Annotated in this window: 23 protein-coding genes, 3 pseudogenes and 1 other annotated feature; of the genes and pseudogenes, 13 read left to right on the top strand and 13 right to left on the bottom strand. The window is 44.3% G+C overall.

Annotated features, from left to right (window positions below):
• The first annotated feature begins 146 nt into the window (after positions 1-146).
• The 6 genes from FTU01_RS13730 (at position 147) to mph (ending at position 6,468) form a co-directional block, all read left to right on the top strand.
• A complete protein-coding gene (locus tag FTU01_RS13730) occupies positions 147-740 on the top strand; it encodes a tyrosine-type recombinase/integrase (protein ID WP_205779272.1) in 594 nt (197 codons plus the stop codon).
• A gap of 189 nt (positions 741-929) precedes the next feature.
• Positions 930-2,096, top strand: a complete 1,167-nt coding sequence (locus tag FTU01_RS13725) for a tetracycline-inactivating monooxygenase Tet(X3) (RefSeq protein WP_024160783.1) — start codon at positions 930-932, stop codon at positions 2,094-2,096.
• A gap of 148 nt (positions 2,097-2,244) precedes the next feature.
• Positions 2,245-2,982, top strand: a complete 738-nt coding sequence (locus tag FTU01_RS13720; RefSeq protein WP_001366550.1) for a recombinase family protein — start codon at positions 2,245-2,247, stop codon at positions 2,980-2,982.
• Positions 2,979-3,203 (top strand): hypothetical protein, encoded by a 225-nt coding sequence (locus tag FTU01_RS13715; protein WP_000743213.1) that lies wholly within the window; start codon positions 2,979-2,981, stop codon positions 3,201-3,203. The genes FTU01_RS13720 and FTU01_RS13715 overlap by 4 nt, the downstream gene beginning before the upstream one ends.
• A 210-nt stretch (positions 3,204-3,413) precedes the next feature.
• Positions 3,414-4,907, top strand: a complete 1,494-nt coding sequence (locus tag FTU01_RS13710; RefSeq protein WP_001120888.1) for an IS91-like element ISVsa3 family transposase — start codon at positions 3,414-3,416, stop codon at positions 4,905-4,907.
• A gap of 673 nt (positions 4,908-5,580) precedes the next feature.
• Positions 5,581-6,468, top strand: coding sequence for an Mph(E)/Mph(G) family macrolide 2'-phosphotransferase (gene mph / locus FTU01_RS13700; protein WP_071830579.1), 888 nt, complete (start codon positions 5,581-5,583; stop codon positions 6,466-6,468).
• A 73-nt stretch (positions 6,469-6,541) separates the two neighbouring features.
• On the opposite strand, the gene FTU01_RS13695 is transcribed toward mph, so the two are convergent.
• The 3 genes from FTU01_RS13695 to sul2 form a co-directional block, all read right to left on the bottom strand.
• Positions 6,542-7,006: an ATP-binding protein gene (locus FTU01_RS13695; protein ID WP_071830580.1), complete on the bottom strand. Its 465-nt coding sequence runs from the start codon at positions 7,004-7,006 to the stop codon at positions 6,542-6,544.
• A 61-nt stretch (positions 7,007-7,067) separates the two neighbouring features.
• On the bottom strand, positions 7,068-7,316 hold the full coding sequence (locus tag FTU01_RS13690) for a phosphoglucosamine mutase (RefSeq protein ID WP_071830581.1): 249 nt from the start codon (positions 7,314-7,316) through the stop codon (positions 7,068-7,070).
• A gap of 86 nt (positions 7,317-7,402) precedes the next feature.
• Complete coding sequence (gene sul2, locus FTU01_RS13685; protein ID WP_001043260.1) at positions 7,403-8,218, bottom strand: sulfonamide-resistant dihydropteroate synthase Sul2; 816 nt, start codon at positions 8,216-8,218, stop codon at positions 7,403-7,405.
• A gap of 89 nt (positions 8,219-8,307) precedes the next feature.
• Between sul2 and FTU01_RS13680 the strand changes: the two are divergent.
• Positions 8,308-8,535 (top strand): annotated as a pseudogene (locus FTU01_RS13680) (IS4 family transposase); the annotation flags it as partial.
• A 197-nt stretch (positions 8,536-8,732) separates the two neighbouring features.
• On the opposite strand, the gene FTU01_RS13675 reads toward FTU01_RS13680, so the two are convergent.
• The 6 genes and pseudogenes from FTU01_RS13675 to FTU01_RS13655 all read right to left on the bottom strand — a co-directional run bounded on the left by FTU01_RS13675 (position 8,733) and on the right by FTU01_RS13655 (position 14,623).
• Entirely contained in the window at positions 8,733-9,413 is a 681-nt protein-coding gene (locus FTU01_RS13675; protein ID WP_109354582.1) for a LysR family substrate-binding domain-containing protein, read from the bottom strand.
• A gap of 3 nt (positions 9,414-9,416) precedes the next feature.
• Positions 9,417-9,716, bottom strand: a pseudogene (locus FTU01_RS15660) (LysR family transcriptional regulator); the annotation flags it as partial.
• Positions 9,717-9,743: 27 nt separating this feature from the next.
• Positions 9,744-10,958 carry a chloramphenicol/florfenicol efflux MFS transporter FloR gene (floR, locus tag FTU01_RS13670; protein ID WP_000214122.1) on the bottom strand — a complete coding sequence of 405 codons (1,215 nt, stop codon included), beginning with the start codon at positions 10,956-10,958 and terminating at the stop codon, positions 9,744-9,746.
• 151 nt (positions 10,959-11,109) lie between these two features.
• Positions 11,110-12,082, bottom strand: a pseudogene (locus FTU01_RS13665) (IS3 family transposase).
• Positions 11,677-11,793, bottom strand: a sequence feature (AL1L pseudoknot). (Overlaps the previous pseudogene by 117 nt.)
• A 182-nt stretch (positions 12,083-12,264) precedes the next feature.
• On the bottom strand, positions 12,265-12,831 hold the full coding sequence (locus tag FTU01_RS13660) for a recombinase family protein (RefSeq protein WP_006581699.1): 567 nt from the start codon (positions 12,829-12,831) through the stop codon (positions 12,265-12,267).
• A 466-nt stretch (positions 12,832-13,297) separates the two neighbouring features.
• A complete protein-coding gene (locus FTU01_RS13655) occupies positions 13,298-14,623 on the bottom strand; it encodes an ISNCY family transposase (RefSeq protein WP_179989167.1) in 1,326 nt (441 codons plus the stop codon).
• Between the two features lie 168 nt (positions 14,624-14,791).
• On the opposite strand from FTU01_RS13655, the gene FTU01_RS13650 reads away from it, so the two are divergent.
• Positions 14,792-15,874: a hypothetical protein gene (locus FTU01_RS13650; RefSeq protein WP_004969299.1), complete on the top strand. Its 1,083-nt coding sequence runs from the start codon at positions 14,792-14,794 to the stop codon at positions 15,872-15,874.
• A 93-nt stretch (positions 15,875-15,967) separates the two neighbouring features.
• Here the strand turns inward: FTU01_RS13650 and FTU01_RS15605 are convergent, their stop codons facing one another.
• Positions 15,968-16,093: a hypothetical protein gene (locus FTU01_RS15605; RefSeq protein WP_004969301.1), complete on the bottom strand. Its 126-nt coding sequence runs from the start codon at positions 16,091-16,093 to the stop codon at positions 15,968-15,970.
• A 216-nt stretch (positions 16,094-16,309) separates the two neighbouring features.
• On the opposite strand from FTU01_RS15605, the gene FTU01_RS13645 reads away from it, so the two are divergent.
• Positions 16,310-16,606 carry a type II toxin-antitoxin system RelE/ParE family toxin gene (locus tag FTU01_RS13645; protein ID WP_004647749.1) on the top strand — a complete coding sequence of 99 codons (297 nt, stop codon included), beginning with the start codon at positions 16,310-16,312 and terminating at the stop codon, positions 16,604-16,606.
• Position 16,607: 1 nt separating this feature from the next.
• Complete coding sequence (locus tag FTU01_RS13640) at positions 16,608-16,898, top strand: addiction module antidote protein (RefSeq protein ID WP_004969304.1); 291 nt, start codon at positions 16,608-16,610, stop codon at positions 16,896-16,898.
• 110 nt (positions 16,899-17,008) lie between these two features.
• Here the strand turns inward: FTU01_RS13640 and FTU01_RS13635 are convergent, their stop codons facing one another.
• Together FTU01_RS13635 and FTU01_RS13630 are read right to left on the bottom strand one after the other, a co-directional pair.
• Positions 17,009-18,463, bottom strand: a complete 1,455-nt coding sequence (locus FTU01_RS13635) for a SulP family inorganic anion transporter (protein ID WP_026438532.1) — start codon at positions 18,461-18,463, stop codon at positions 17,009-17,011.
• A 249-nt stretch (positions 18,464-18,712) separates the two neighbouring features.
• Positions 18,713-18,922: a hypothetical protein gene (locus FTU01_RS13630; protein WP_004976362.1), complete on the bottom strand. Its 210-nt coding sequence runs from the start codon at positions 18,920-18,922 to the stop codon at positions 18,713-18,715.
• 249 nt (positions 18,923-19,171) lie between these two features.
• Between FTU01_RS13630 and FTU01_RS13625 the strand changes: the two genes are divergently transcribed.
• The 3 genes from FTU01_RS13625 (at position 19,172) to FTU01_RS13615 (ending at position 20,705) form a co-directional block, all read left to right on the top strand.
• Complete coding sequence (locus FTU01_RS13625; protein ID WP_154320144.1) at positions 19,172-19,474, top strand: type II toxin-antitoxin system RelE/ParE family toxin; 303 nt, start codon at positions 19,172-19,174, stop codon at positions 19,472-19,474.
• On the top strand, positions 19,475-19,756 hold the full coding sequence (locus tag FTU01_RS13620) for an addiction module antidote protein (RefSeq protein ID WP_000985610.1): 282 nt from the start codon (positions 19,475-19,477) through the stop codon (positions 19,754-19,756).
• A 130-nt stretch (positions 19,757-19,886) separates the two neighbouring features.
• Positions 19,887-20,705, top strand: coding sequence for an AraC family transcriptional regulator (locus FTU01_RS13615; RefSeq protein ID WP_032073151.1), 819 nt, complete (start codon positions 19,887-19,889; stop codon positions 20,703-20,705).
• 27 nt (positions 20,706-20,732) lie between these two features.
• On the opposite strand, the gene FTU01_RS13610 is transcribed toward FTU01_RS13615, so the two are convergent.
• Positions 20,733-21,329, bottom strand: a complete 597-nt coding sequence (locus tag FTU01_RS13610) for a LysE family translocator (protein WP_074163998.1) — start codon at positions 21,327-21,329, stop codon at positions 20,733-20,735.
• Positions 21,330-21,675 lie beyond the last annotated feature (346 nt).

Below are 21,675 nucleotides of genomic sequence, written 5' to 3'. Positions count from 1 at the left end.
GCCAGGCCTCAGCATTTTATTATGGTGATCCCCTGGGCGAAATGCGCCTGGTAAGCAGAGTTTTTGAAATGTAAGGCCTTTGAATAAGACAAAAGGCTGCCTCATCGCTAACTTTGCAACAGTGCCAGTTTTATTACGAACGTGTTTTGGGTGGACAACGGAAAACATATTTCATCGAAAGACCAAAAAAAGAAAAAACACTTCCTGTTGTGATGAGTGAAGAAGAAACCATTCGGGTACTACGCGCTATTGAAAACGTGAAACACAAGGCTATTCTGATGACTATTTATTCGGCAGGTTTGCGCATTTCTGAATGTATAAACCTGAAAATAAAAGACATTGACTCCAAGCGCATGCAAATTCGTATAGAACAGTCAAAAGGAAAAAGAGATCGTTATACCATTTTATCTGAGAAAACATTAATTATTTTAAGAACATACTTTATGGAATATAAACCAAAAGATTATTTATTTGAAGGTCAAAAAGGTGGCGCATACTCAAGCCGAAGTATTCAAAACATTTTTAAAGCAGCTGTTTTAAAAGCAAAGATTCAAAAGGAAGTTACTGTACATACCTTACGACATAGCTTTGCAACGCATTTGCTTGAGAATGGTACGAGTTTACGTTATATTCAATCGTTGTTAGGTCATTCAAGCAGTAAAACAACTGAGGTTTATACACATATTACCACCAAGGGAATGGAACAATTAAAAAGTCCGATGGATTTGTTAGATATATAGAAAGGATTTGTATATTTGAGCAAAACTTAACAAAAAGCACTATGAATATAAATCCTTTTGAGAGAGTAGAAACGAACGGTAAACGGTTGAAAACGGATTTGTCACTGATAATGAAAGGTTTAGCAAAATAAGATATAGTGGATATATACGCCATTTGGCGTATAGCCACTTGTTATGTGCCATTTTTGAATGACAATGCGAATAGATACGGACAAACAAATGAATTTACTTAGTGATAAGAACGTTGCAATAATTGGTGGTGGACCCGTTGGACTGACTATGGCAAAATTATTACAGCAAAACGGCATAGACGTTTCAGTTTACGAAAGAGACAACGACCGAGAGGCAAGAATTTTTGGTGGAACCCTTGACCTACACAAAGGTTCAGGTCAGGAAGCAATGAAAAAAGCGGGATTGTTACAAACTTATTATGACTTAGCCTTACCAATGGGTGTAAATATTGCTGATGAAAAAGGCAATATTTTATCCACAAAAAATGTAAAGCCCGAAAATCGATTTGACAATCCTGAAATAAACAGAAATGACTTAAGGGCTATCTTGTTGAATAGTTTAGAAAACGACACGGTTATTTGGGATAGAAAACTTGTTATGCTTGAACCTGGTAAGAAGAAGTGGACACTAACTTTTGAGAATAAACCGAGTGAAACAGCAGATTTGGTTATTCTTGCCAATGGTGGAATGTCGAAAATAAGGAGCTTTGTTACCGACACGCAAGTTGAAGAAACCGGTACTTTCAACATCCAAGCTGATATTCTTCAACCGGAAATAAACTGTCCCGGATTTTTTCAGCTATGCAACGGCAACCGATTAATGGCGGGACATCAGGGCATTTTATTGTTTGCCAATCCCAATAATAATGGTGCATTGTATTTAGGAATTAGTTTTAAAACGCCCGATGAATGGAAAAATAAAATTCCCTTAGATTTTCAGGACAGAAACAGCGTTGCCGATTTTTTATTGAAAAGATTTTCCAAATGGAGTGAAGTTTACAAACAATTAATACGTTCGGTATCAACATTTCAATGCTTGCCCACAAGGAAATTTCCTTTGAACAATGATTGGAAAAGTAACCGTCCATTACCCATAACAATGATTGGCGATGCTGCTCATTTGATGTCGCCTTTTGCAGGACAGGGTGTAAATACGGGATTATTGGATGCTTTGATATTGTCTGAAAACCTTACAAACGGAGAATTTACAAGTATTGAAAATGCCATCGAAAACTACGAACAACAAATGTTTGTTTATGCAAAAGATACGCAGGACGAATCGACAGAAAACGAAACCGAAATGTTTAGTCCCAATTTTTCGTTTCAAAAATTATTGAATCTATAAACAGTAAGAAAAAACGGCTACTAACAAGCAGTTTTGCAATAGTGGGGCAGAAGTGCAAAATTGAACTTGTGTGCTTCTATCAACTTTTGTACATTAGCTGCCAGTTTAAGATGGGTGCATTTGAGTATGCCCAAAGGAGCCCGCAAGTATGCGCAGGACGAAGCCAGTAGCCGCGCCGATGGTGGCGCGGGTCTATCTGCGCGTCAGCACCGACGCGCAGGACTTGGAACGCCAAGAGGCGATCACTACGGCCGCGAAGGCCGCCGGCTACTACGTCGCCGGCATCTACCGTGAGAAGGCATCCGGCGCACGCGCCGACCGGCCTGAGCTGCTGCGCATGATCGGCGACCTACAGCCCGGCGAGGTGGTCATTGCCGAGAAGATCGACCGCATCAGCCGCCTACCTTTGCCCGAGGCCGAGCGCCTGGTGGCCTCGATACAGGCCAAAGGCGCACGCCTGGCCGTCCCTGGCGTGGTCGATCTATCCGACCTGGCGGCCGAGGCCCAGGGCGTCGCCAAGATCGTGCTGGAAGCCGTGCAGATCATGCTTTTTCGCCTGGCCTTGCAGATGGCCCGCGACGACTACGAGGACAGGCGCGAACGCCAGCGCCAAGGCATTGAGTTGGCCCGCCAGGCCGGGCGGTACAAGGGCCGCCGTGCTGATCCGAAGCGCCGCGCCCAAGTTGTCGCGCTGCGCAAGTCCGGCTACAGCATCAACAAGACCGCCGAGCTGGCCGGGTACAGTGCGGCCCAGGTGAAACGGATATGGGCCGAGGTCAGCCAGGCCGAAGCGAAGCAGCACGGCGCGTTCGTGGAGGACGCATTGACGGAAGCCGATGCCCTGGCCGCTGTCGGCCAGGATGAGCGCCAGGAGGAAAGGGCATGAAGAAGCCGAACCAAGACGACGAGCCGTTTTTCATCACCGAGGAGATTGCGGCCGAAATGATCGCCGGCGGCTATGAGTTCGAGCTGCCGCCCATTCCTTGCACCATCCGCCTACGCGACGTGCTGGAGCGCATGACCGATGCTGAGCTAGCATTGCAGCCGGGCGAGATCGCCGACCAGGAGCGTGAACGCTGCCGGCGCAAGCCGTGTTCAACCTCATGATCTGGTCATGGTATTTTTCATGGCACTGAGCCTGATAGTTCTTGCAAATTGTTGTCACTAAAGGGTTTTGTGTGCTTGTTTACAATCGAGTGGGAGTGACGGGCACTGGCTGGCAATGTCTAGCAACGGCAGGCATTTCGGCTGAGGGTAAAAGAACTTTCCGCTAAGCGATAGACTGTATGTAAACACAGTATTGCAAGGACGCGGAACATGCCTCATGTGGCGGCCAGGACGGCCAGCCGGGATCGGGATACTGGTCGTTACCAGAGCCACCGACCCGAGCAAACCCTTCTCTATCAGATCGTTGACGAGTATTACCCGGCATTCGCTGCGCTTATGGCAGAGCAGGGAAAGGAATTGCCGGGCTATGTGCAACGGGAATTTGAAGAATTTCTCCAATGCGGGCGGCTGGAGCATGGCTTTCTACGGGTTCGCTGCGAGTCTTGCCACGCCGAGCACCTGGTCGCTTTCAGCTGTAAGCGTCGCGGTTTCTGCCCGAGCTGTGGGGCGCGGCGGATGGCCGAAAGTGCCGCCTTGCTGGTTGATGAAGTACTGCCTGAACAACCCATGCGTCAGTGGGTGTTGAGCTTCCCGTTTCAGCTGCGTTTCCTGTTTGCCAGCCGGCCCGAGATCATGGGGTGGGTGCTGGGCATCGTTTACCGCGTCATTGCCACGCACCTGGTCAAGAAAGCGGGCCATACCCACCAAGTGGCCAAGACGGGCGCGGTCACCCTGATCCAGCGTTTTGGATCGGCGCTCAATCTGAATGTTCACTTCCACATGCTGTTTCTCGACGGTGTGTATGTCGAGCAATCCCACGGCTCAGCGCGTTTCCGCTGGGTCAAGGCGCCGACCAGCCCAGAGCTCACCCAGCTGACGCACACCATCGCCCACCGGGTGGGTCGCTATCTGGAACGGCAAGGCCTGCTGGAACGGGATGTCGAAAACAGCTATCTGGCCTCGGATGCGGTGGATGACGACCCGATGACACCCCTGCTGGGGCACTCGATCACTTACCGTATCGCTGTCGGTTCACAGGCGGGGCGAAAGGTGTTCACTTTGCAAACTCTGCCGACCAGTGGTGATCCGTTCGGTGACGGGATTGGCAAGGTAGCCGGGTCCAGCCTGCACGCCGGCGTGGCGGCCAGGGCCGATGAACGCAAGAAGCTCGAACGGCTGTGCCGGTACATCAGCCGCCCGGCGGTATCCGAGAAGCGGCTGTCGTTAACACGAGGCGGCAACGTGCGCTACCAGCTCAAGACGCCGTACCGGGACGGCACCACGCACGTCATTTTCGAACCATTGGATTTCATTGCAAGGCTGGCCGCCCTGGTACCGAAGCCCAGAGTCAACCTAACCCGCTTCCACGGGGTGTTCGCACCCAACAGTCGGCACCGGGCGTTGGTCACGCCGGCAAAACGGGGCAGGGGCAACAAGGTCAGGGTGGCTGATGAACCGGCAACACCAGCACAACGGCGAGCGTCGATGACATGGGCGCAACGGCTCAAGCGTGTTTTCAATATCGACATCGAGACCTGCAGCGGCTGCGGCGGCGCCATGAAAGTCATCGCCTGCATTGAAGACCCTATAGTGATCAAGCAGATCCTTGATCACCTGAAGCACAAAGCCGAAACCAGCGGGACCAGGGCGTTACCCGAAAGCCGGGCGCCACCGGCTGAGCTGCTCCTGGGTCTGTTTGACTGACGAGCCTGAAGGCCAACGATACCAATCAAAATGCTGCGTTCACAGCGCCGCGGCAGGGATCCGCCGTGCTGGTTGTCGGAAAAGGAGCCGCTAGTGGGAAAGAGGAGGGTAAATTTTCAGCGTTGCTGGCTCCCCGTCAGCCGGATTGGGTTGCATCGCAGGGGTGTCGAAAGAGTCAACTGCGGTCCAAAGCTGTTGGACTTGGGTGAAAAGGGCGTTTATTCTTCCTATACGTGAACCGCATCCTACGGAATGAGTAACCCTTGCCCTATTGTGAGTAGAACGTCGTATAATTCAAACGAAAGCAGTTAATAGGTATGAAATATCACAGCACAAAAGAGCGACAGGACATGTTTAGATGATGTTATTATAAAATAATAACATCATGGATGAATAAAAAATAATTTTCTATCTTTACAACTATGTTATACTTCTATGATAAGGCTATGATGGCAAAGCCTTGGTTTTCCTAATCAAATAGTCGCCGAGATGGCTTCAATGCGACAGTAGGTCTACTGTCTCACAATTAATTCATGTATCAGATTTTTGTTCCCTGATGGGAAGTGTTATCCATACGAAAAGAATATGGGTAAAGTGTTACACCTGTATATGACATTCAGAATGTCCTGTCGGGGGAACTGGTACCAATTTAATAAAAGAAAACAGTATAGAAATGACAATCGAAGATATGCAAACATTAGCCCTAGAGCATGGGCTGAGAATTTCGGAAGAGATGAGCGTCAATGAGATGGGCATCGACTTTAGAGTTGCCTTTGTAAAGGAAGTAAACGGTGAGAACTGGGTACTCCGTATACCTCGAAGAAGCGATATGCTTGAACAAATCGAAAATGAAAGTAGAATATTGGATTTAGCCAAAAGAAACCTGTCGATCAATGTCCCTGATTGGAAAATTGTATCGGAGCGCCTAATAGCCTACCCTTTACTGGAGGATGCGCCTGCTCTGACATTCGATGCGATAACACATGAGGTTTCTTGGAACATAGATCGCGATAGCATAGCTTATGTGGAGTCTCTGGCAAAATCATTGGCCGAATTACATCGTATTACAGCTGACGATGTGAGAAAGAGCAACTTGAAAATAATGACTCCAAGTGAATTGAGGACCGAAATAGCTGACCGTATCCACTTGGTGAAATCTGAGATAGGTATCAGCGAGCCGTTGGAAAACAGATACCGTAGATGGTTGGACAATGACCCTTTGTGGCCTGAATTCACTTGTTTCATCCATGGCGATCTCTATGCAGGGCATGTCTTAACCTCGAAGGAAGGTAAGACCTCTGGTATCATAGATTGGTCTACTGCGCATATGGGTGATCCTGCACTGGACTTTTCTGGTCACGTATCGGTTTTTGGAGAGGATAGCCTGAAGAGTTTGATAACGGAGTATGCTAAACAAGGCGGAACGATATGGGATAGGCTCTACGAACAATCTATAGAGAGGGCTGCTGCAGCTCCATTAGCATATGGCGCTTTTGCGGTAGAGTGCAACGACGATAATCATATCAATGCCGCCAGAGCAGCCTTAGGTATTGTTCAATAAAATGATGTGAGGATACTTTTTTAAATGCTAAAATAGGAGTTCGATTGGTGCCACTTAAGAGTATCATTGATTTCTATTTTAGCCAGTATCCTCCACTTTTAGGAGCTCCTCGAAACTCGATTTTATGATCATCTCTTAAGATTTTGAGCCACCGCTCTACTATCTTGACAGGAACTAATAGCTCGTTTACTAAAAATGGTGCACGCTTTCCTGGATTAGTTCTTATCTGATTAAATAGTAGATTTACTCCCTCACTTACTCCCTCATTAGATTCGAAAAGTAGCTTTGATGAGACAATAACTCGAAAACCGTGCTGGAAATTTTCAAAGACAGGGGGACGCAGACCATAGGATGCGAAGCCTTCTTGGATTCGTTTGATGCCTGACCCATATTTTTCAATAAAATGCGCTTCTTTGAACGTGGCAGATATCCTTTTATTGCGCGCCCATGGCGAGTAATCTTCACGAAGAAGCTGATCAATCGTTAAGTTATCAGCTAAACCACCTGGATTGAAAAACTCTATGGAATTGTAATACACCCTGATTATGGAATCGGCAAATTAATTTGGACTTGGGTGAAAAGGGCGTTTATTCTTCCTATTACGTTGTCGGCAGCGGGCCAAAAAGGAATACGTCCATGCCCATCGAGGTGAAACCGGCTGTGAGCGCGGGTTCAAGCATATAGCCCGACAGGCGCGTATCCTTGCCGATCACGACACGATGGCGGTGGTCACCGCGACGAAAGACACGGCCAGCCGCCATGCCGACGCGCAAGGCGGTTTCCGCCGTCATCGCGCCTTCGTTGGCTTTGCCACGAATACCGTCTGTGCCGAAATATTTGCGCACCATAAGGTCGATTATCCTGTCGTCGGGTCGCCCTCAAAGGGGACATGCCTGCTGAACCGCGAATATAGAGAAATATCCCGAATGTGCAGTTAACGAATTCTTGCGGTTTCTTTCAGCGCCGCCAATACCGCCAGCCCGTCGCGCAAGGGGCGCGGCTCGTGTGTGCGGATGAAGTCAGCTCCACCTGCGGCGGCGGCAAGCTCTGCAGCGAGTGTCGCGGCCCCGACATCCCCCGGACCACGGCCTGTGAGCGCGCGCAGAAAGGATTTGCGCGAAACAGACAGAAGCACCGGCAAATCGAAGCGCAGCCGCAATTCATCGAACCGCGCCAGCACCGAGAGCGAGGTTTCGGGAGCAGCCCCCAGAAAAAACCCCATGCCGGGATCAAGGACAAGGCGGTTGCGTTTGATACCGGCACCCGTCAGCGCCGCGATGCGCGCGTCAAAGAACGCCGCAATGTGATCCATGATGTCGCCAGCGGGTGCCTCGCGCCGATCTGCCTGCCCGTCTTGCACCGAATGCATAACGACGAGTTTGGCAGATGATTTCGCCAATTGCGGATAGAACGCAGCGTCTGGAAAACCGCGAATATCATTGAGATAGGCCACACCACGCGACAAGGCATAGGCTTGCGTCGCGGGTTGATAACTGTCGAGCGAGACGGGAATGCCATCTGCCTTGAGCGCGTCCAGCACCGGCGCGATACGCGCGATTTCTGTGTCGGACGAAACAGGCGCGGCGTCGGGATTGCTGGATGCCGGACCGAGGTCGATCACATCTGCCCCCTCGGCCATCAGCTTACGCGCCTGCGCAATGGCTGCGTCTGGCGCCAGATACCGGCCTCCATCGGAGAAACTGTCCGAGGTTATGTTGACGATGCCGAAAATGATGAGCGATTTATTCATGGGGGCTTCTATAATAATCTCTGTACACGACAAAAATAGATAACTCATTGAAATAATGTCACAATAATTGTTTTCTAACGACGAATACTATGACACATCTCAATGAGTTATATCTTATCTTAAACAAATCTCTAAAATGGAACAAGTCACATTTAAAGTGCTTTGCGCTCATCATGCTTGTGATTATTTTAAAGCAAACATGTAATCTTTCTTCTGCATCTAAAGCCTTGCCCATCAAGTGTTTACCACAATCATTTTATCGACGTATGCAGCGCTTCTTTGCAGGTCAGTATTTTGATTATCGTCAAATTTCTCAGTGTCATCACCAGAACGATGGTGATGACTACGGCGATCTGACCCCAAAGGATTCGGCCTCCGCGCAATGCAGGCTCCAGTCGGCAAAAGAGACGGAGCCGATCAGAGAGTAGGCAAAATCGGGACGGGCAACAGGAAAGAGGATGCCGGAGGGCTGCCGGATACTATCGGCGGCAAATAGGATGGATCGCCTGTGCCGTTATCGTGCCGGTCGAGTGCCATCCAGGAAACGATTGGGCGAATCGCCGTCACGCTTCATTTTGCCTGCGAGGTTGAGTAGATTTTTCAGTGCGGAGTTGCGATTGAACGGCGACCAGACGGCTGTAAAGGCAACCGGCTCCGGTTCATCGAGGAAGGGCAGGAAGACGATGCCGGTCGTCGGCAACAATGACGTTGCCTCGCCGACGATAGTGATGCCGAAGCCTTGTCCGACCATAGATAGCAGCGTGTCGCGCCCCACATCAAAGCGCCGGATCGACGGTGCGGGCCAACGCCCGGCAAGGCGCAGCACGATATGGTCATGGACCTGCGGGCCGGTGCCACCATAGCGAACAATGAAAGTCTCGCCGACCAGATCGGACCAAGTGATTGCGGACTGCCCGGCGAGGCGATGCCCATCCGATAGCACGGCCACCAGCGGTTCGGTCCAGATCGGTCGGGTATGGCAGTCGGGCATCTCGGGCTTGCCCGCGACGAACACCACGTCGAGCTGGTCAGCACGAAGCTGCATCACCGCATCGCGGGCTGTGCCTTCGGTGATCTCAACCTCAATGCCCGTATGTTCTTCCCGATAATGACGGATCAGCTCCGTGAGAAAGCTGCGTGGGATTAAGGCATGGATGCCGATGCGAAGCCGGCCGTATTCTCCTTGAGCTGTCATGCCTGCGGTCTTCACTGCGTGATCGAGTTGATCGACACCCGCCGTGACACGCTCCATGAAGTGCCTGCCTGCGTCTGTTAGCCGAACGCCCCGCGCATGGCGCTCAAATAGCAGGACACCAAGGTTATCCTCCAGCGCTTTCACACGCGCGCTGACGCTCGACTGGCTGATACCAAGTGCCTTGGCCGCATGCCGAAAATTCAGATGCTCGGCGACGGCGATGAACTGAACAAGGGAAATGAGCGGTATCCTGCCAGACAGGATACCGACATTCACGAGGTTTCGATGGTTAGTGCGCCGCATCGGAGCGGGCCTGCTACCAGTCGTCGGTTAGACGACTGGCGACTTCTCGGTGGCAGCCCCACGGAGCCGAAGGAGCACCAGCCCCAACGAAACCAGTACCGCCATCGCCGTGGCGTAACAGATCACGGGCCACGCTGTGTCACCGTTTAAAAGTGCCACCGCCAATGTCCCGACAATGCTGACTATCAGGCTTTGAACGCAGAAGTAGAACGCGACCGCTGATCCCGCGATGTCGTCGAACTCTGCCAAAGCGCCGTTCGCGGTAACGGACACCGTGAAGACAATACCGACCGCGACAACCCACATCGGTAGGATGAAGGTGAGGAATGACGGCGAGCCGTAAAGTTCGCCGATCCCCAACAGGACCGCTCCGCAAACAAGCAACGCCATCCCACGCGCCACGCATCCTGCGATGCCCCATCTGGCGACAAAGGACTTCGCGAAACGGGTTGTCACGATCATTACAAGCGCGACAGTGGCGAAGGCAAAGCTGAATCCGATCTCGGAATATTCCGCTTGGCCTATGAGCACACGGGGAGCCGTCGAGAAGAAGACGAAGTAGGTGCCCATACCGGCGCTAAAGCCGACAGTGTAAACCCAAAAAGCCGGACTCGCGAAGATCGGCAAGACAGATCGGCGCGTCTTGACTTGATCCAGAGGGCGGGTTTCGTGCCACCTGAAACCCGCATTTAGGAGTGCGAGCATCGCCAGTATAGCCAAAGTAATGAATATCGCCTGCCATCCCAAGAACTCGCCGATCAATACTCCGGCGATAGGGCCGAGCGCAGGCACGAACGCCAGCATCGAACTGAAAAGGCCGTAGATGACGACACCCTCAGGACGGTTGGCATAAACGTCGCGAACCGTCGCGAACGTCGCCACCAGCATGGCCGACGCGCCCACTGCTTGAAGTAGACGGAAAGCGACAAAGGCCGGTGCAGTTGAAGACCAAGCTGCTCCCAGAGACGCAATGACGAAAGCCGTTGCGCCCGCAAGTAGAATTGGCCGTCGCCCGATTCTGTCTGAGAGCGGACCAAAAATCACCTGGCCCACGCCGAGCATCACCATATAGAGGCTCAACGTGAGTTGGATCATAGCGGGCGTCGTGTTCAGGATGCCGGGCATCGCTGGAACGACAGGGAGATAAATATCCATCGCCAGTGAAGCGAGGATGTCGAAAGGAGCCATCAGCAGCAGTGCTGCCGGCAGCGTATAGGCCCACGCGGGGCGTGTGGTGGTCATGACGAATCAACCCTCGATTAAGGAATACCGGGCGACGTCTGCTCGTCAGCAATCAGATGAGACTAGCCTTACAGAGCGCCGCAACAACAATACTGGTTGTTGCGGCTTACTTGTCTGCTGACTTGGAATTTCCCATCTGATTACTCCACGCTTACGAATATGAATTGCTACATTTTATCCGATTATCTTTTGCTTTGCAATGCGGCATGGGCGCACTCAGCGTTCCAGCCCCCTCTGCCGCCCTAAATGCTTGCTCCAATGCATCGAGCACCATATCTGTATTCATCCGTGTCGATACTTTCCATCCAACAATTGCTCGTGAGAACACATCAATAATAAATGCAGTATAAACCCAGCCTGAATTTGTTTGAATATACGTAAAGTCACTCACCCACAGTTGGTCAGGATGATCAGCAGTAAAATTACGTTTTACCAAGTCATCCGCTCGTTTTTGATCATCTCGGCTACGGGTGGTTTGTTTGTTCTTACCACGCCAAACACCTTTTATACCTAGCTTTTGCATTAATCGAGCAACAGTACAGCGCGCAATAATATAGCCTTCACGTTTCAGTTTTTGCCAGACTTTACGTACACCATACCGACCTGAACTTTCCTTCCAAATTCGTTTAATCTCCTCAGCATGATGCAAGTCATGTAAATCTCGCTTTGCTCGATGTTCTGGATTTTCACAGAGATCTAGAGTCCGGTAATAGGTTGAAGGTGCGATCGGTAAAATTCTACAAATCGCCTCGACTCCGTACAGCTCTTTATTATTATGGATAAAATCCACCATTATTTGTGTGGGCGGTCGAGCTCCGCCTGGGCGAAAAAAGCGGCTGCTTTACGTAGAATTTCATTGGCGCGTTGCAGTTCTTTATTTTCGCGTTCGAGTTGTTTGATACGTTCTTGGTCTGAAAGCTGCTGTACTTTAACTGGATTTTGTTTATCTAAATATTTTTGATACCAAACACGTAGTGTTTCAGGAGTACAACCCTTGCGCAGTATACTGCTCAGGGAGCAATAGCGGTGATCGCAGCCCAATTCGATGGATAATCTTTCTCGGATTCAATCAATAATTGAACCGCTCTTTCTCTGATTTCAGGGGTATATTTTACTTTTTTCATCGGGACATTCTCTCAGAAAGCTTGGTCTCCGACAAACCCGGTACGGTTCAAAAATCTTCCATTGATTTATTTATATCTGTTAAACCAGTCGCATTATGAAATGTAATATAAGTAGAAATTTCAGTATAAATGGTCATGATCTTTTCTAAATTTGAATATCTAAGCGTCTTCATTAATCAACCTTATTGATTATTAGTTTCTTCTTTTAAAGCTCTTTGTACTGTTGCTATCCCTACTTTAAACTTTTCTGCAACACCTCTAAATGTTGAATTTTCTTCAGCCATTGCTTTTCGTATTTCAACATAGTCAACCTTCCGCTTTCTTCCCTTATATAAGCCCTTCGCTTTGGCTTTTGCAATTCCTTCCTTTTGACGCTCACGGATCATGGAGCGTTCAAACTCTGCAAATGCAGCAAGCATCTGAAACATGAGTTTATTTATTGCCGATTGTGCTACATCATGACTGAAGGTCAAATTCTCTTTATGAAAAATAATGGTTATACCACGATCATTCAGACTATTCACAATTTCGTTCAGATCATTTGTATTACGTGCCAGACGATCAATACTATGAACATGCACCGTATCACCTTCACGCAGATAGTCGAGCATTGCATTTAACTGAGGACGTTCACGGCTACCACCGCTTGCCTTTTCAGTAAAGGTCTTATCCAGGCTGATTCCATCTAATTGACGTTCAGTATTTTGTTCAGTTGAACTGACTCGAATATATCCGACCTGATTAGGCATTCTGTACCGTTAGAGTTTAGATAATTAAATACATATTGTACCGAAATTAAATATTAAGTCTATAAATACGGTTTTTGAGTTGCTTTTTAAGACTTTATTTTGTTCCGTTAGGCTATACTCTATAGTTACATAATTCGTGATTTAAAGAGACCTAGAAAAAGAGAAATGGTATTTATTTGAGCTAATCAAAGTTGAGAAACTTTAGAATTCTTGCGTTAGTCAAATTTTAAGCAGCCAAAAGCTATATTTTATGAGGTTTTAGCCAATTCAAAAATTAGATAAACTATACTTTCGCAAGAGGTCTTTTGATTAAATAATAAGCGTGGAACGTGAAAAATCATAAAAAAAGCCCACCTTGGGGAAGATGGGCTATCAACTAGAAACTACAGCATTGATTTCTATAGAGAATTATAACGCTGTTATTCCTAAGTAGTAATGTCCTACCTTAAAACCAAATAGAAATGTCCTATACAGACATTTCCAAGTCAAGCACAGGATTCAGATTTCGTTCTTTGATTACTGTCTTCTGTGCACGTCTGCTTGGCATAGATTGAGAACGATTACGTTTGTTTTGCTGTTCCAATTCTTCATGCTGTTGTTGAATATGATTGAGAACTGCACCTAAACGTTTATTCTCAACAATCTCTCGCTGGTTAAGCTGACTTAATTTATCGAAGATGCTGTAATTGATTTTTCTTCCCTGATATTCAATCGCGACTGTACCATCCGGGTATTCCAGGAACTCAAGATACTTACTAATCAATCTTTGGTTTTCTTCCGTGTTTTCCAGGAGATATACGCATTTATCATAAGTAATCGTCAGGCTATTCGTGACTCTGCGGGGTTCACGCCAGGTAAAAATATCATCTAATTCTTCGGCTGTTTCAGTGACAGTCCGGTGTAGATCCTTGGGATTAAAGGCCATCTTGGCAAACTTCTGATTGAATTGCTCAATGAAGCAGGGTAGCCAGGCATTCGCTTGTTCAATCGAACAGATGCCTTCCAGGCGCATTTCTTTGATCAGACGGTCCTGAAGCGTTCTATTGGCTCGTTCTACACGGCCTTTGGCCTGTGGTGAATTAGCGAAGATAATATCGATATTCAGGGTGCTGAGTACGCGCCCAAATTGCGTAATCTTGGTGTCTTTCTTGCTGCTTTGATTCACCCTGAAGACTGAATGTTTATCGCTGTAGAAGGCTAAAGGCTTACCATGCTGCTCAACATACAAACGTGTTGAAATCATATAGTCAAAGGCTGATTCTGACTCACAGAAGCGTAAGTGCTGCAATTTTCCTGTGGCGTCATCGATAAACACCAATAGACAGCATTTAGGGGCTCTTCCTTCAAACCAGTCATGATGTGAGCCATCAATTTGGATCAGTTCACCATAACAGTCCCGGTTATAACGAGGCTGATATGGGCGTTTCAGGCGTTTGGAGCGAGGAATCCATAAATCGGCTGCAATCATCCAGGAACGCAGGGTTTCCACTGAAATATCGAATCCATGAATGGTAGTCAGCTTTTCATGCGCTAAAGTGGGTCCGAAACCATGGAATTGCTCAGCAACCATATTGAGGCACTTGAGCCTGAGTTCTTCAGGAAGCCTGGAATTGCTGGTTTGACCACGACCGGCATGGGCTAATGCAGCTGGGCCTTGAGCTTTGTATTTTTGCAGTAAACGCCTGATCTGACGTTCTGAAATATGAAGTAGCTGAGCAGCCTGGGATTGAGTTATGCGTTGATCGCAGATTTCCTGCACGACCGACAATCGTTTAAGTTCTTTATCCGACATAGACACCAACATATCAAACCGTCCGCTTCGATAATCGCAAAAGCGCATATTCTAAAAGCGGACATTTTTACTTTGGAGAAACCGGACATTTCTATTTTGGAGTTACAAACGCATTTCGTATAAGGTGTATTATGTTAATTTTAGATTTTTTAAAAAATTAGGGCATCCATGAATCCTTTAGAATTCTACTGTTTAATATTGAAAAATATGGATAAAAACCTGGCTAAGAAACTAGGTAAAATTGAGAAAAAATATACTAATGTTCCATTTAAAAATGATGAAATAGCTAAAGTTAAAATTAAATCCGAATTTGCTTCAGAAATGGGGTTTTTCGTACTTAATTCAGCAACTTCTTTAGCTGTAGATGAAGAAAACTATAATTTTGCATACTGCTTAAAAATCTTAGAACTATATCCAATTAAGAATAACGATTTTTTTTATTGGAATGAGCATATAAAGCTATTTTCAGAATTAGAAAAAAATAATTTTTTATATGAAGATGTCTGCAAACTACATGATTTTCTGGTAAATAACTTTAGCTTTAACGGTGATTTAAAGAATATTATTAGTCATGAGATGCTTAGAAATTCTGGCGTCAATATACTGCTAATTTTAATTCACTTAGATCATTTAATTTCTAAGAAGTGGGGATTCCAATCAATCTCACTAAACCAAGCATTAAAGTTTAAGTTTAAAAATAAACGACCATACTTCCCATCAAAAACTTTTACAGATTTTCTTTTATTTATCTTAAAGATAAATGCAAAGTTTGAAGCAACAAAAGGACATAAAGTCGAGATTCTGAAGACTATTCCTCCAACTAATGGTTTTGAGCAATGGTTAGATCCTTCTCTCGAAGATGAACAAATTAAAGAATTTATACAACTAATTAAAAAAGTTAGAGAAAACAGAAGACTATGCTACTTGAATGAAGTCTATGAGTTCCTAGGTCTACCTTATGGTGAGTTTAAAAATGATGAAATTTATGAACAAGTCTCAGAAGAGAATTATTTATTCCTGAAAAATGAACTTCCAGAAGATAAGTGGTTTGAAAGTATTAATGCCATAGCTGGCCTATGGTTAATATATTTTTGGCAAGACTTTTATTATAAACATTTTCAAAAAACAGCCAGCGTTTCTACGTTAGCTACATCAGAAGATTTTATCGTGATATGGGAAGCCTTCCTGAAGAAATATCCTTCAGAAGGCCAATATCTTTGGCCTTCTGAATTGATATTACAAGATAAATAAATTTTTATTTACGAGGTGGATTATTGTCTCGGCCACCACCTGATGGATTTCCAGTAGTACTAGGCCAACCTGCTGTGCTCATAGTTTTCATCCTTATTTAGATTTCGTAGGTTTATGATTAGGATTCAATTGTCGGCTACGGTTGTCCTGATTCTGCGCATGTTGAATATTATTAGGATTTTTTACTGTAGCACGTTGATCATTCGCTGTTTGTGTCATTGCTTTCTCCTTAAAATGTTTGAACATCTGACAAGGAAAGTATGGCTTCAAAAAAATATGCATCTTGCCTGAAAAACAGTAAAAAAGTTTAAATTTTAACCAAAAAAATTATGTATTTAACATAATGGTGTTATACGAAATTAATGGATGTTCGTATAAATTACTTGCATATTGTATTCGATCGAATACAATATAGTGAGAAGATAAGGAATCCTCATGATTGAAATTAAACGTCTTCCAGAATTTGATGAATGGTTGGATGGCATTAAAGACAATATGACCCGTATCCGCCTGAATCGTCGATTAGATAAGGTTCAACGTGGAAACTGGGGAGACATTAAACCTCTCCAAGATGGCGTTTGGGAAATGAGAGAATTCTTCGGTTCTGGATGGAGGATGTATTACATCCAACATGGTGACGTTGTGATTGTAATGCTTGGTGGTGGAGATAAATCAACTCAACAACAAGACATCGATCGGGCAGTCAAACTATCGAAAACATTGGAGGATTAAAATGGTTAAAGTCGCTGATTTACCAAGTTTTGATATGGCTGAGTCGCTCAAAACTGAAGAAGACATTGTGATGTATCTCAATATGGTTCTTGAAGAAAATGATCCAGCTGAATTAGCCCATGCACTTGGTGTTATTGCTAAAGCTCGTGGCATGACTCAAATCGCTAAAGAAGCAGGGATTGGGCGTGAAGCACTCTACAAAGCCCTACGTCAGGATTCAGCACCACGTTTTGATACGATTAATCGTGTAGTAAATGCTTTAGGCTTAAAACTCACAGTACAACACGCTTAAAACTTTAAAAATATAGTAAAAATGGGAGCTAAAGGCTCCCATTTTTAGATTCGTATAAGGTGTATTATGTTAATTTTAGAAATTCTATATAAATATAGAATTTTTAAAACTTAAATTCTGGCATGTGTCCCATACTTATCAATCATGATCGAACTGGCTTCATTTAGACCACGTACTGTGACATTCGCACCATTCTTTTGAAATTTATTTACAACAGAATCAAGCATGGCGACTGATGTTACATCCCAAATGTGAGAATGGGTCAAATCAATAATCACCTCCTTTACATCCTCTTTAAAGTCAAAACCTTGCATGAATTTTTCAGAAGAACTAAAGAAGATCTGACCTCTCAACTCATATAAACGGGCCATTCCTTCAAAAGATGCTGTCACCTGGATATCATTTTCAAGTTTATTCGCCAGGAACAAGGCTGAAAGTAATACGCCTGTTAACACACCCAAAGCCAGGTTATGCGTAGCAACAACTACAATCACCGTCGCAATCATGACGATATTACTACTCTTAGGATTATCTTTTAACTGAGTGACAGAACTCCATTCAAAGGTACTGATAGAGACCATTATCATTACCGCTACCAATGCAGCCATTGGAATCACTTTGAGCCAGTCGCTGATAAATACAACCAGAATAAGAAGAAAAATGCCCGCAGAGAATGTTGATAAGCGTGTAAGGCCACCTGATTTTACGTTAATCATAGATTGACCAATCATTGCACAACCGGCCATGCCACCCATAAAGCCAGAAGCAATATTCGCAATCCCTTGTCCCTTACATTCCTGATATTTATCACTTGGCGTATCAGTCATTTCATCCACGATAGTTGCTGTCATCATCGATTCAAGTAAACCTACAGCCGCCAGTGCGACTGAATAAGGCAAAATAATCATCAATGTTTCAATATTCAAAGGAATATCTGGAATCAAGAACATTGGAAGTGTGTCAGGTAAAGACCCCATATCGCCCACGGTCCGTACATCAATTCCTAAAGCGATTGCCAATAATGTGATTGCAATGATGCAGACTAGTGGAGAAGGGAGTAATTTTCCTAATTTGGGAACCAGAGGGAATAGATAAATAATTGCTAAACCTAAAGCAACAAAAGCATATACATGCCAGGTCACATTAATCAGTTCAGGCAATTGAGCCATGAAAATTAAGATCGCTAACGCATTTACGAATCCAATAACCACAGATTTAGATACAAACCGCATTAACTTGGCGAGCTTTAAATAGCCTGCCAATATTTGAATCACGCCTGTCAAAATTGTTGCTGCCAGCAGATATTCAAGCCCATGCTCTTTGACCAATGTGACCATAAGCAGCGCCATTGCACCAGTGGCTGCTGAAATCATGGCAGGACGACCACCTACGAAAGAAATCACGACGGCAATACAGAAGGATGCGTATAGACCAACTTTAGGATCTACACCTGCAATAATTGAAAATGCGATGGCTTCAGGGATGAGTGCAAGACCGACGACTAATCCGGCAAGTACATCCCCACGGATGTTAGAGAACCACTGTTCTCGGACATTAGATAACATAAACATAGCCTGTTTTTTAATTTTTCAGATAGGCTAGTGATGTGATATATACAACACACAAACGACTACACCACATCACTAGACAGTGATGAGTTATTTACAGATTTAAGACGATAAATAAACTTAAGGTGGCGTAAGTGTCATAAGATGAAAGAACGTTTTAGAGTAAAAAAATCAGGACAAGGGTAACAGCTAGGTACTTTTTTATAAAGCCTGGATGTTATATCCAAGCTTTGTTTAATCGGTATTTTATGAAGCTTTTGGCTCCCCAAGTAATTGACCTATTTCCAAACGTGTATAGCCACGTTCTTTAAAAATCAAAACAATAGCCTGTTTATAATCTTCAGAAGTAGAAGTCTTATACTTAGTTATCAGTTGATTTTCAGAATTCAGCTCAAGATCATTTTTGATGGTCAATACTTCGCTAGAGATCTTGTTAAAGATATTTAGGTTAAACATACAGGCACTCGTCATCCGTATTATAGCGGCCCGACTATAACGAATACCTGTCTTAGCTACGCTAGACACCCTTGGCCGCAAGGATTACAAATTAAGAAAAATTCCGCAAGTTTTTGTCTATTGAAAGAATAAATAATCTCCCAACTGCTATCTATTTAACATAATGGTGGTTATACGAAATTCTGTTGTAGCCCCATACATTCAAGTTTATTTCTTGCATGAATGTATCCTATAGGATACATTACTCTTATGTACTCAATATATACCACTGAAGTCTTTGATGACTGGTTTACTAAGTTAAAAGACCTGCAGGCAAAAAGACGTATACAAGTCCGAATTGATCGGGTTGAAGATGGAAACTTTGGAGATACTGAACCAGTAGGTGAAGGTGTTTCTGAATTACGTTTCTTCTTTGGACCTGGCTACAGGATCTATTACTGTAAGCAAGGGCAAAGGGTCGTTATTCTTTTAGCAGGCGGAGACAAGTCTACGCAAAGTAAAGATATAAAACTTGCCCTACAATTAGCACAAGATTTAGAGGAGGAGCTGTAAATGGCTATCAAACTTCGCAAATGGGACAGTGCTGAACATCTTAAAACAGAAGAAGATATGCAAGCTTACCTACAAGCCTGTATCGATGAATCTAATGGTGATGCGGCATTCATTGCAAAAGCTTTAGGTAATATTGCTAAAGCTAAAGGAATGGCTCAATTATCAAGAGACACTGGTTTAGGTCGAGAAAGTCTTTATAAAGCACTTTCTGGCGATGTAAATCCAAGCTTTGATACTGTTATTAAAGTCGTAAAAGCACTGAATTTACGCTTAGCAATTTAAAAAAAACTAGTAAAAAAGGGAGCTTTAAGCTCCATTTTTCATTTCAACTTCGTATAACGTGTATTATGTTAATTTTAGGAAAAGTGAAAAATAATCTACAATAGAATCTACGAAAAATTGGCCATCAATTATGCCTGATTTCTCCAGTGGAAATAATTGGATTGTGAGATCCCCCACTCAAAATCATAAATTAGAAAGAATTGAAGCATTTCTTTCCAATTATGCTTATAAACCTCACCGACATGATACTTATGCTATTGGCAGGACTCTTTCCGGAGTTCAAAACTTTCATTACAAAGGTACATTGCAACATAGCTTGCCAGGCATGACTATGGTTCTACACCCGGATGAAAAGCATGATGGTGAATCAGGAACATTAGATGGCTATCGCTATAGAATGATTTACATCGAACCAGCGATGATCCAAACCATTTTAAAGGGTAAACCTTTGCCTTTTATCAGACATGGCTTAAGTAATGATATTCGCCTGTTTAGGGCAATGGATAGCTTTCTAAATAATATAAATAATTATATGGATACCCTAGAAGAGGAAGATGCTCTATTTGATTTGGCAACTACACTGTGTGAAATTTCAGATACTTCATCTAACCAAAACAAAAAATTTGACTACAAGGCAGCAGAGAGAGCGCGTGAGTGTATTTTGGCGTATCCACATGAAAACTTAAGTTTGTCAGATTTAGAGAAACATGCTGATCGTGACCGCTGGAGCCTTTCTCGTGATTTCCGATTATTATTTGGAACTAGCCCACACCGTTATATGATCATGCGTCGCTTAGAAACAGTTAAGTTCTACCTTGCTCAAGGGGAGTCTATTGTTAATGCTGCTTTAAATGCAGGCTTTTTTGATCAGAGTCATATGACCAGACATTTTATAAAAACATTTGGTTTAACTCCCACTCAATGGAAAATGATAAATATTAAAAGATAGCCGTTCGATTTGAACGGCTAATTTGTCCTACAGCAGATTTATTCCATTAAGAAAATCTTTGAACATAAAAAGCCCTGATAAAATCAAGAGTATACCCATCAGCTTATTTAGCCGATTAAACCAGATAGGATTAGCAATTTTGTTGCCTAATACTTTTCCAACCAGAGCATAGGTGAATGGTGCGCCAACAGCACCAAGTGAAATCAGTAAAGAAACTATCAAGATCATGATTCCTGTGATTTTGGCTGCAGGGTACATAATTGTCGTAACAGGTAGAATGACGAGAATGGCTTTTGGATTTAATAACTGAATAAATAAGCCATTTAAGAATGTTAGATGGCTTTCTTGCTGTTGAGTTGTTTCTACATTCGCCCTAATCATTTTTATAGCCAAGTAGAATGTATAAATTGCACCCGCTAAAGCAATATAATGAATCAATCCATGTGGAATAACAGCTTCACCTATATAGCCAAACAATACGAATAAGATCAACATGGCGAAACCAATGCCTAGGTAAAATCCTATAGTCTTTTTTAATTGACCTGTAAGGCCAGAATTTAGCCCCATAAAATTTACAGGGCCTGGGCTATACATAACGCTTAATGTATAAAGAAATATTTCCACAGAGTTCACTCAATTAGATAGCAATAAACATCAAAGAGAGAACGGTATCGAGTTATAGGCCTTAAAGATTGTACGTTTGTGCTGAACTAATTAAAAATTTCTATTTAACTTATGTTCACCTAAAGTTCACTTCATAAGTGTATAAAGAAACTATGTATTGTATTTTCAATTGCTTATATAAATATTAGTCTTGGTTTAGAATTTTAAAGTTCATGAACTATGAGAAAAAACTAAGATACGATCAAAATTGTAGAACAACAAAATTATTTATACTAATTTACAAGCCACGCTGTTTAAGCGTGTCATTAAAAAATAAATCTTTTAATCTCTCCACACAATCTCCACA

Source organism: Acinetobacter sp. YH12043 (assembly GCF_013419915.1).
Classification (GTDB): Bacteria; Pseudomonadota; Gammaproteobacteria; order Pseudomonadales; family Moraxellaceae; genus Acinetobacter.
The sequence above is the reverse complement of the archived record's forward strand: the minus strand, read 5'-3'. Positions and strand labels throughout refer to the sequence as shown.

Bases quoted from the DNA above. Each gene is read 5' to 3' on its own strand.
- FTU01_RS13675 (WP_109354582.1), bottom strand. From the start codon at position 9,413: ATGACAGCTCAAGGAGAATACGGCCGGCTTCGCATCGGCATCCATGCC.
- FTU01_RS13635 (WP_026438532.1), bottom strand. From the start codon at position 18,463: ATGTTATCTAATGTCCGAGAACAGTGGTTCTCTAACATCCGTGGGGAT.
- FTU01_RS13650 (WP_004969299.1), top strand. From the start codon at position 14,792: ATGAATCCTTTAGAATTCTACTGTTTAATATTGAAAAATATGGATAAA.
- FTU01_RS13645 (WP_004647749.1), top strand. From the start codon at position 16,310: ATGATTGAAATTAAACGTCTTCCAGAATTTGATGAATGGTTGGATGGC.
- sul2 (WP_001043260.1), bottom strand. From the start codon at position 8,218: ATGAATAAATCGCTCATCATTTTCGGCATCGTCAACATAACCTCGGAC.
- FTU01_RS15605 (WP_004969301.1), bottom strand. From the start codon at position 16,093: ATGACACAAACAGCGAATGATCAACGTGCTACAGTAAAAAATCCTAAT.
- FTU01_RS13625 (WP_154320144.1), top strand. From the start codon at position 19,172: ATGTACTCAATATATACCACTGAAGTCTTTGATGACTGGTTTACTAAG.
- FTU01_RS13655 (WP_179989167.1), bottom strand. From the start codon at position 14,623: ATGTCGGATAAAGAACTTAAACGATTGTCGGTCGTGCAGGAAATCTGC.
- FTU01_RS13710 (WP_001120888.1), top strand. From the start codon at position 3,414: ATGCCTCATGTGGCGGCCAGGACGGCCAGCCGGGATCGGGATACTGGT.
- FTU01_RS13620 (WP_000985610.1), top strand. From the start codon at position 19,475: ATGGCTATCAAACTTCGCAAATGGGACAGTGCTGAACATCTTAAAACA.
- FTU01_RS13660 (WP_006581699.1), bottom strand. From the start codon at position 12,831: ATGCCTAATCAGGTCGGATATATTCGAGTCAGTTCAACTGAACAAAAT.
- FTU01_RS13640 (WP_004969304.1), top strand. From the start codon at position 16,608: ATGGTTAAAGTCGCTGATTTACCAAGTTTTGATATGGCTGAGTCGCTC.
- FTU01_RS13725 (WP_024160783.1), top strand. From the start codon at position 930: ATGACAATGCGAATAGATACGGACAAACAAATGAATTTACTTAGTGAT.
- FTU01_RS13615 (WP_032073151.1), top strand. From the start codon at position 19,887: ATGCCTGATTTCTCCAGTGGAAATAATTGGATTGTGAGATCCCCCACT.
- FTU01_RS13715 (WP_000743213.1), top strand. From the start codon at position 2,979: ATGAAGAAGCCGAACCAAGACGACGAGCCGTTTTTCATCACCGAGGAG.
- FTU01_RS13690 (WP_071830581.1), bottom strand. From the start codon at position 7,316: ATGGTGCGCAAATATTTCGGCACAGACGGTATTCGTGGCAAAGCCAAC.
- FTU01_RS13630 (WP_004976362.1), bottom strand. From the start codon at position 18,922: ATGTTTAACCTAAATATCTTTAACAAGATCTCTAGCGAAGTATTGACC.
- FTU01_RS13720 (WP_001366550.1), top strand. From the start codon at position 2,245: ATGCGCAGGACGAAGCCAGTAGCCGCGCCGATGGTGGCGCGGGTCTAT.
- mph (WP_071830579.1), top strand. From the start codon at position 5,581: ATGACAATCGAAGATATGCAAACATTAGCCCTAGAGCATGGGCTGAGA.
- floR (WP_000214122.1), bottom strand. From the start codon at position 10,958: ATGACCACCACACGCCCCGCGTGGGCCTATACGCTGCCGGCAGCACTG.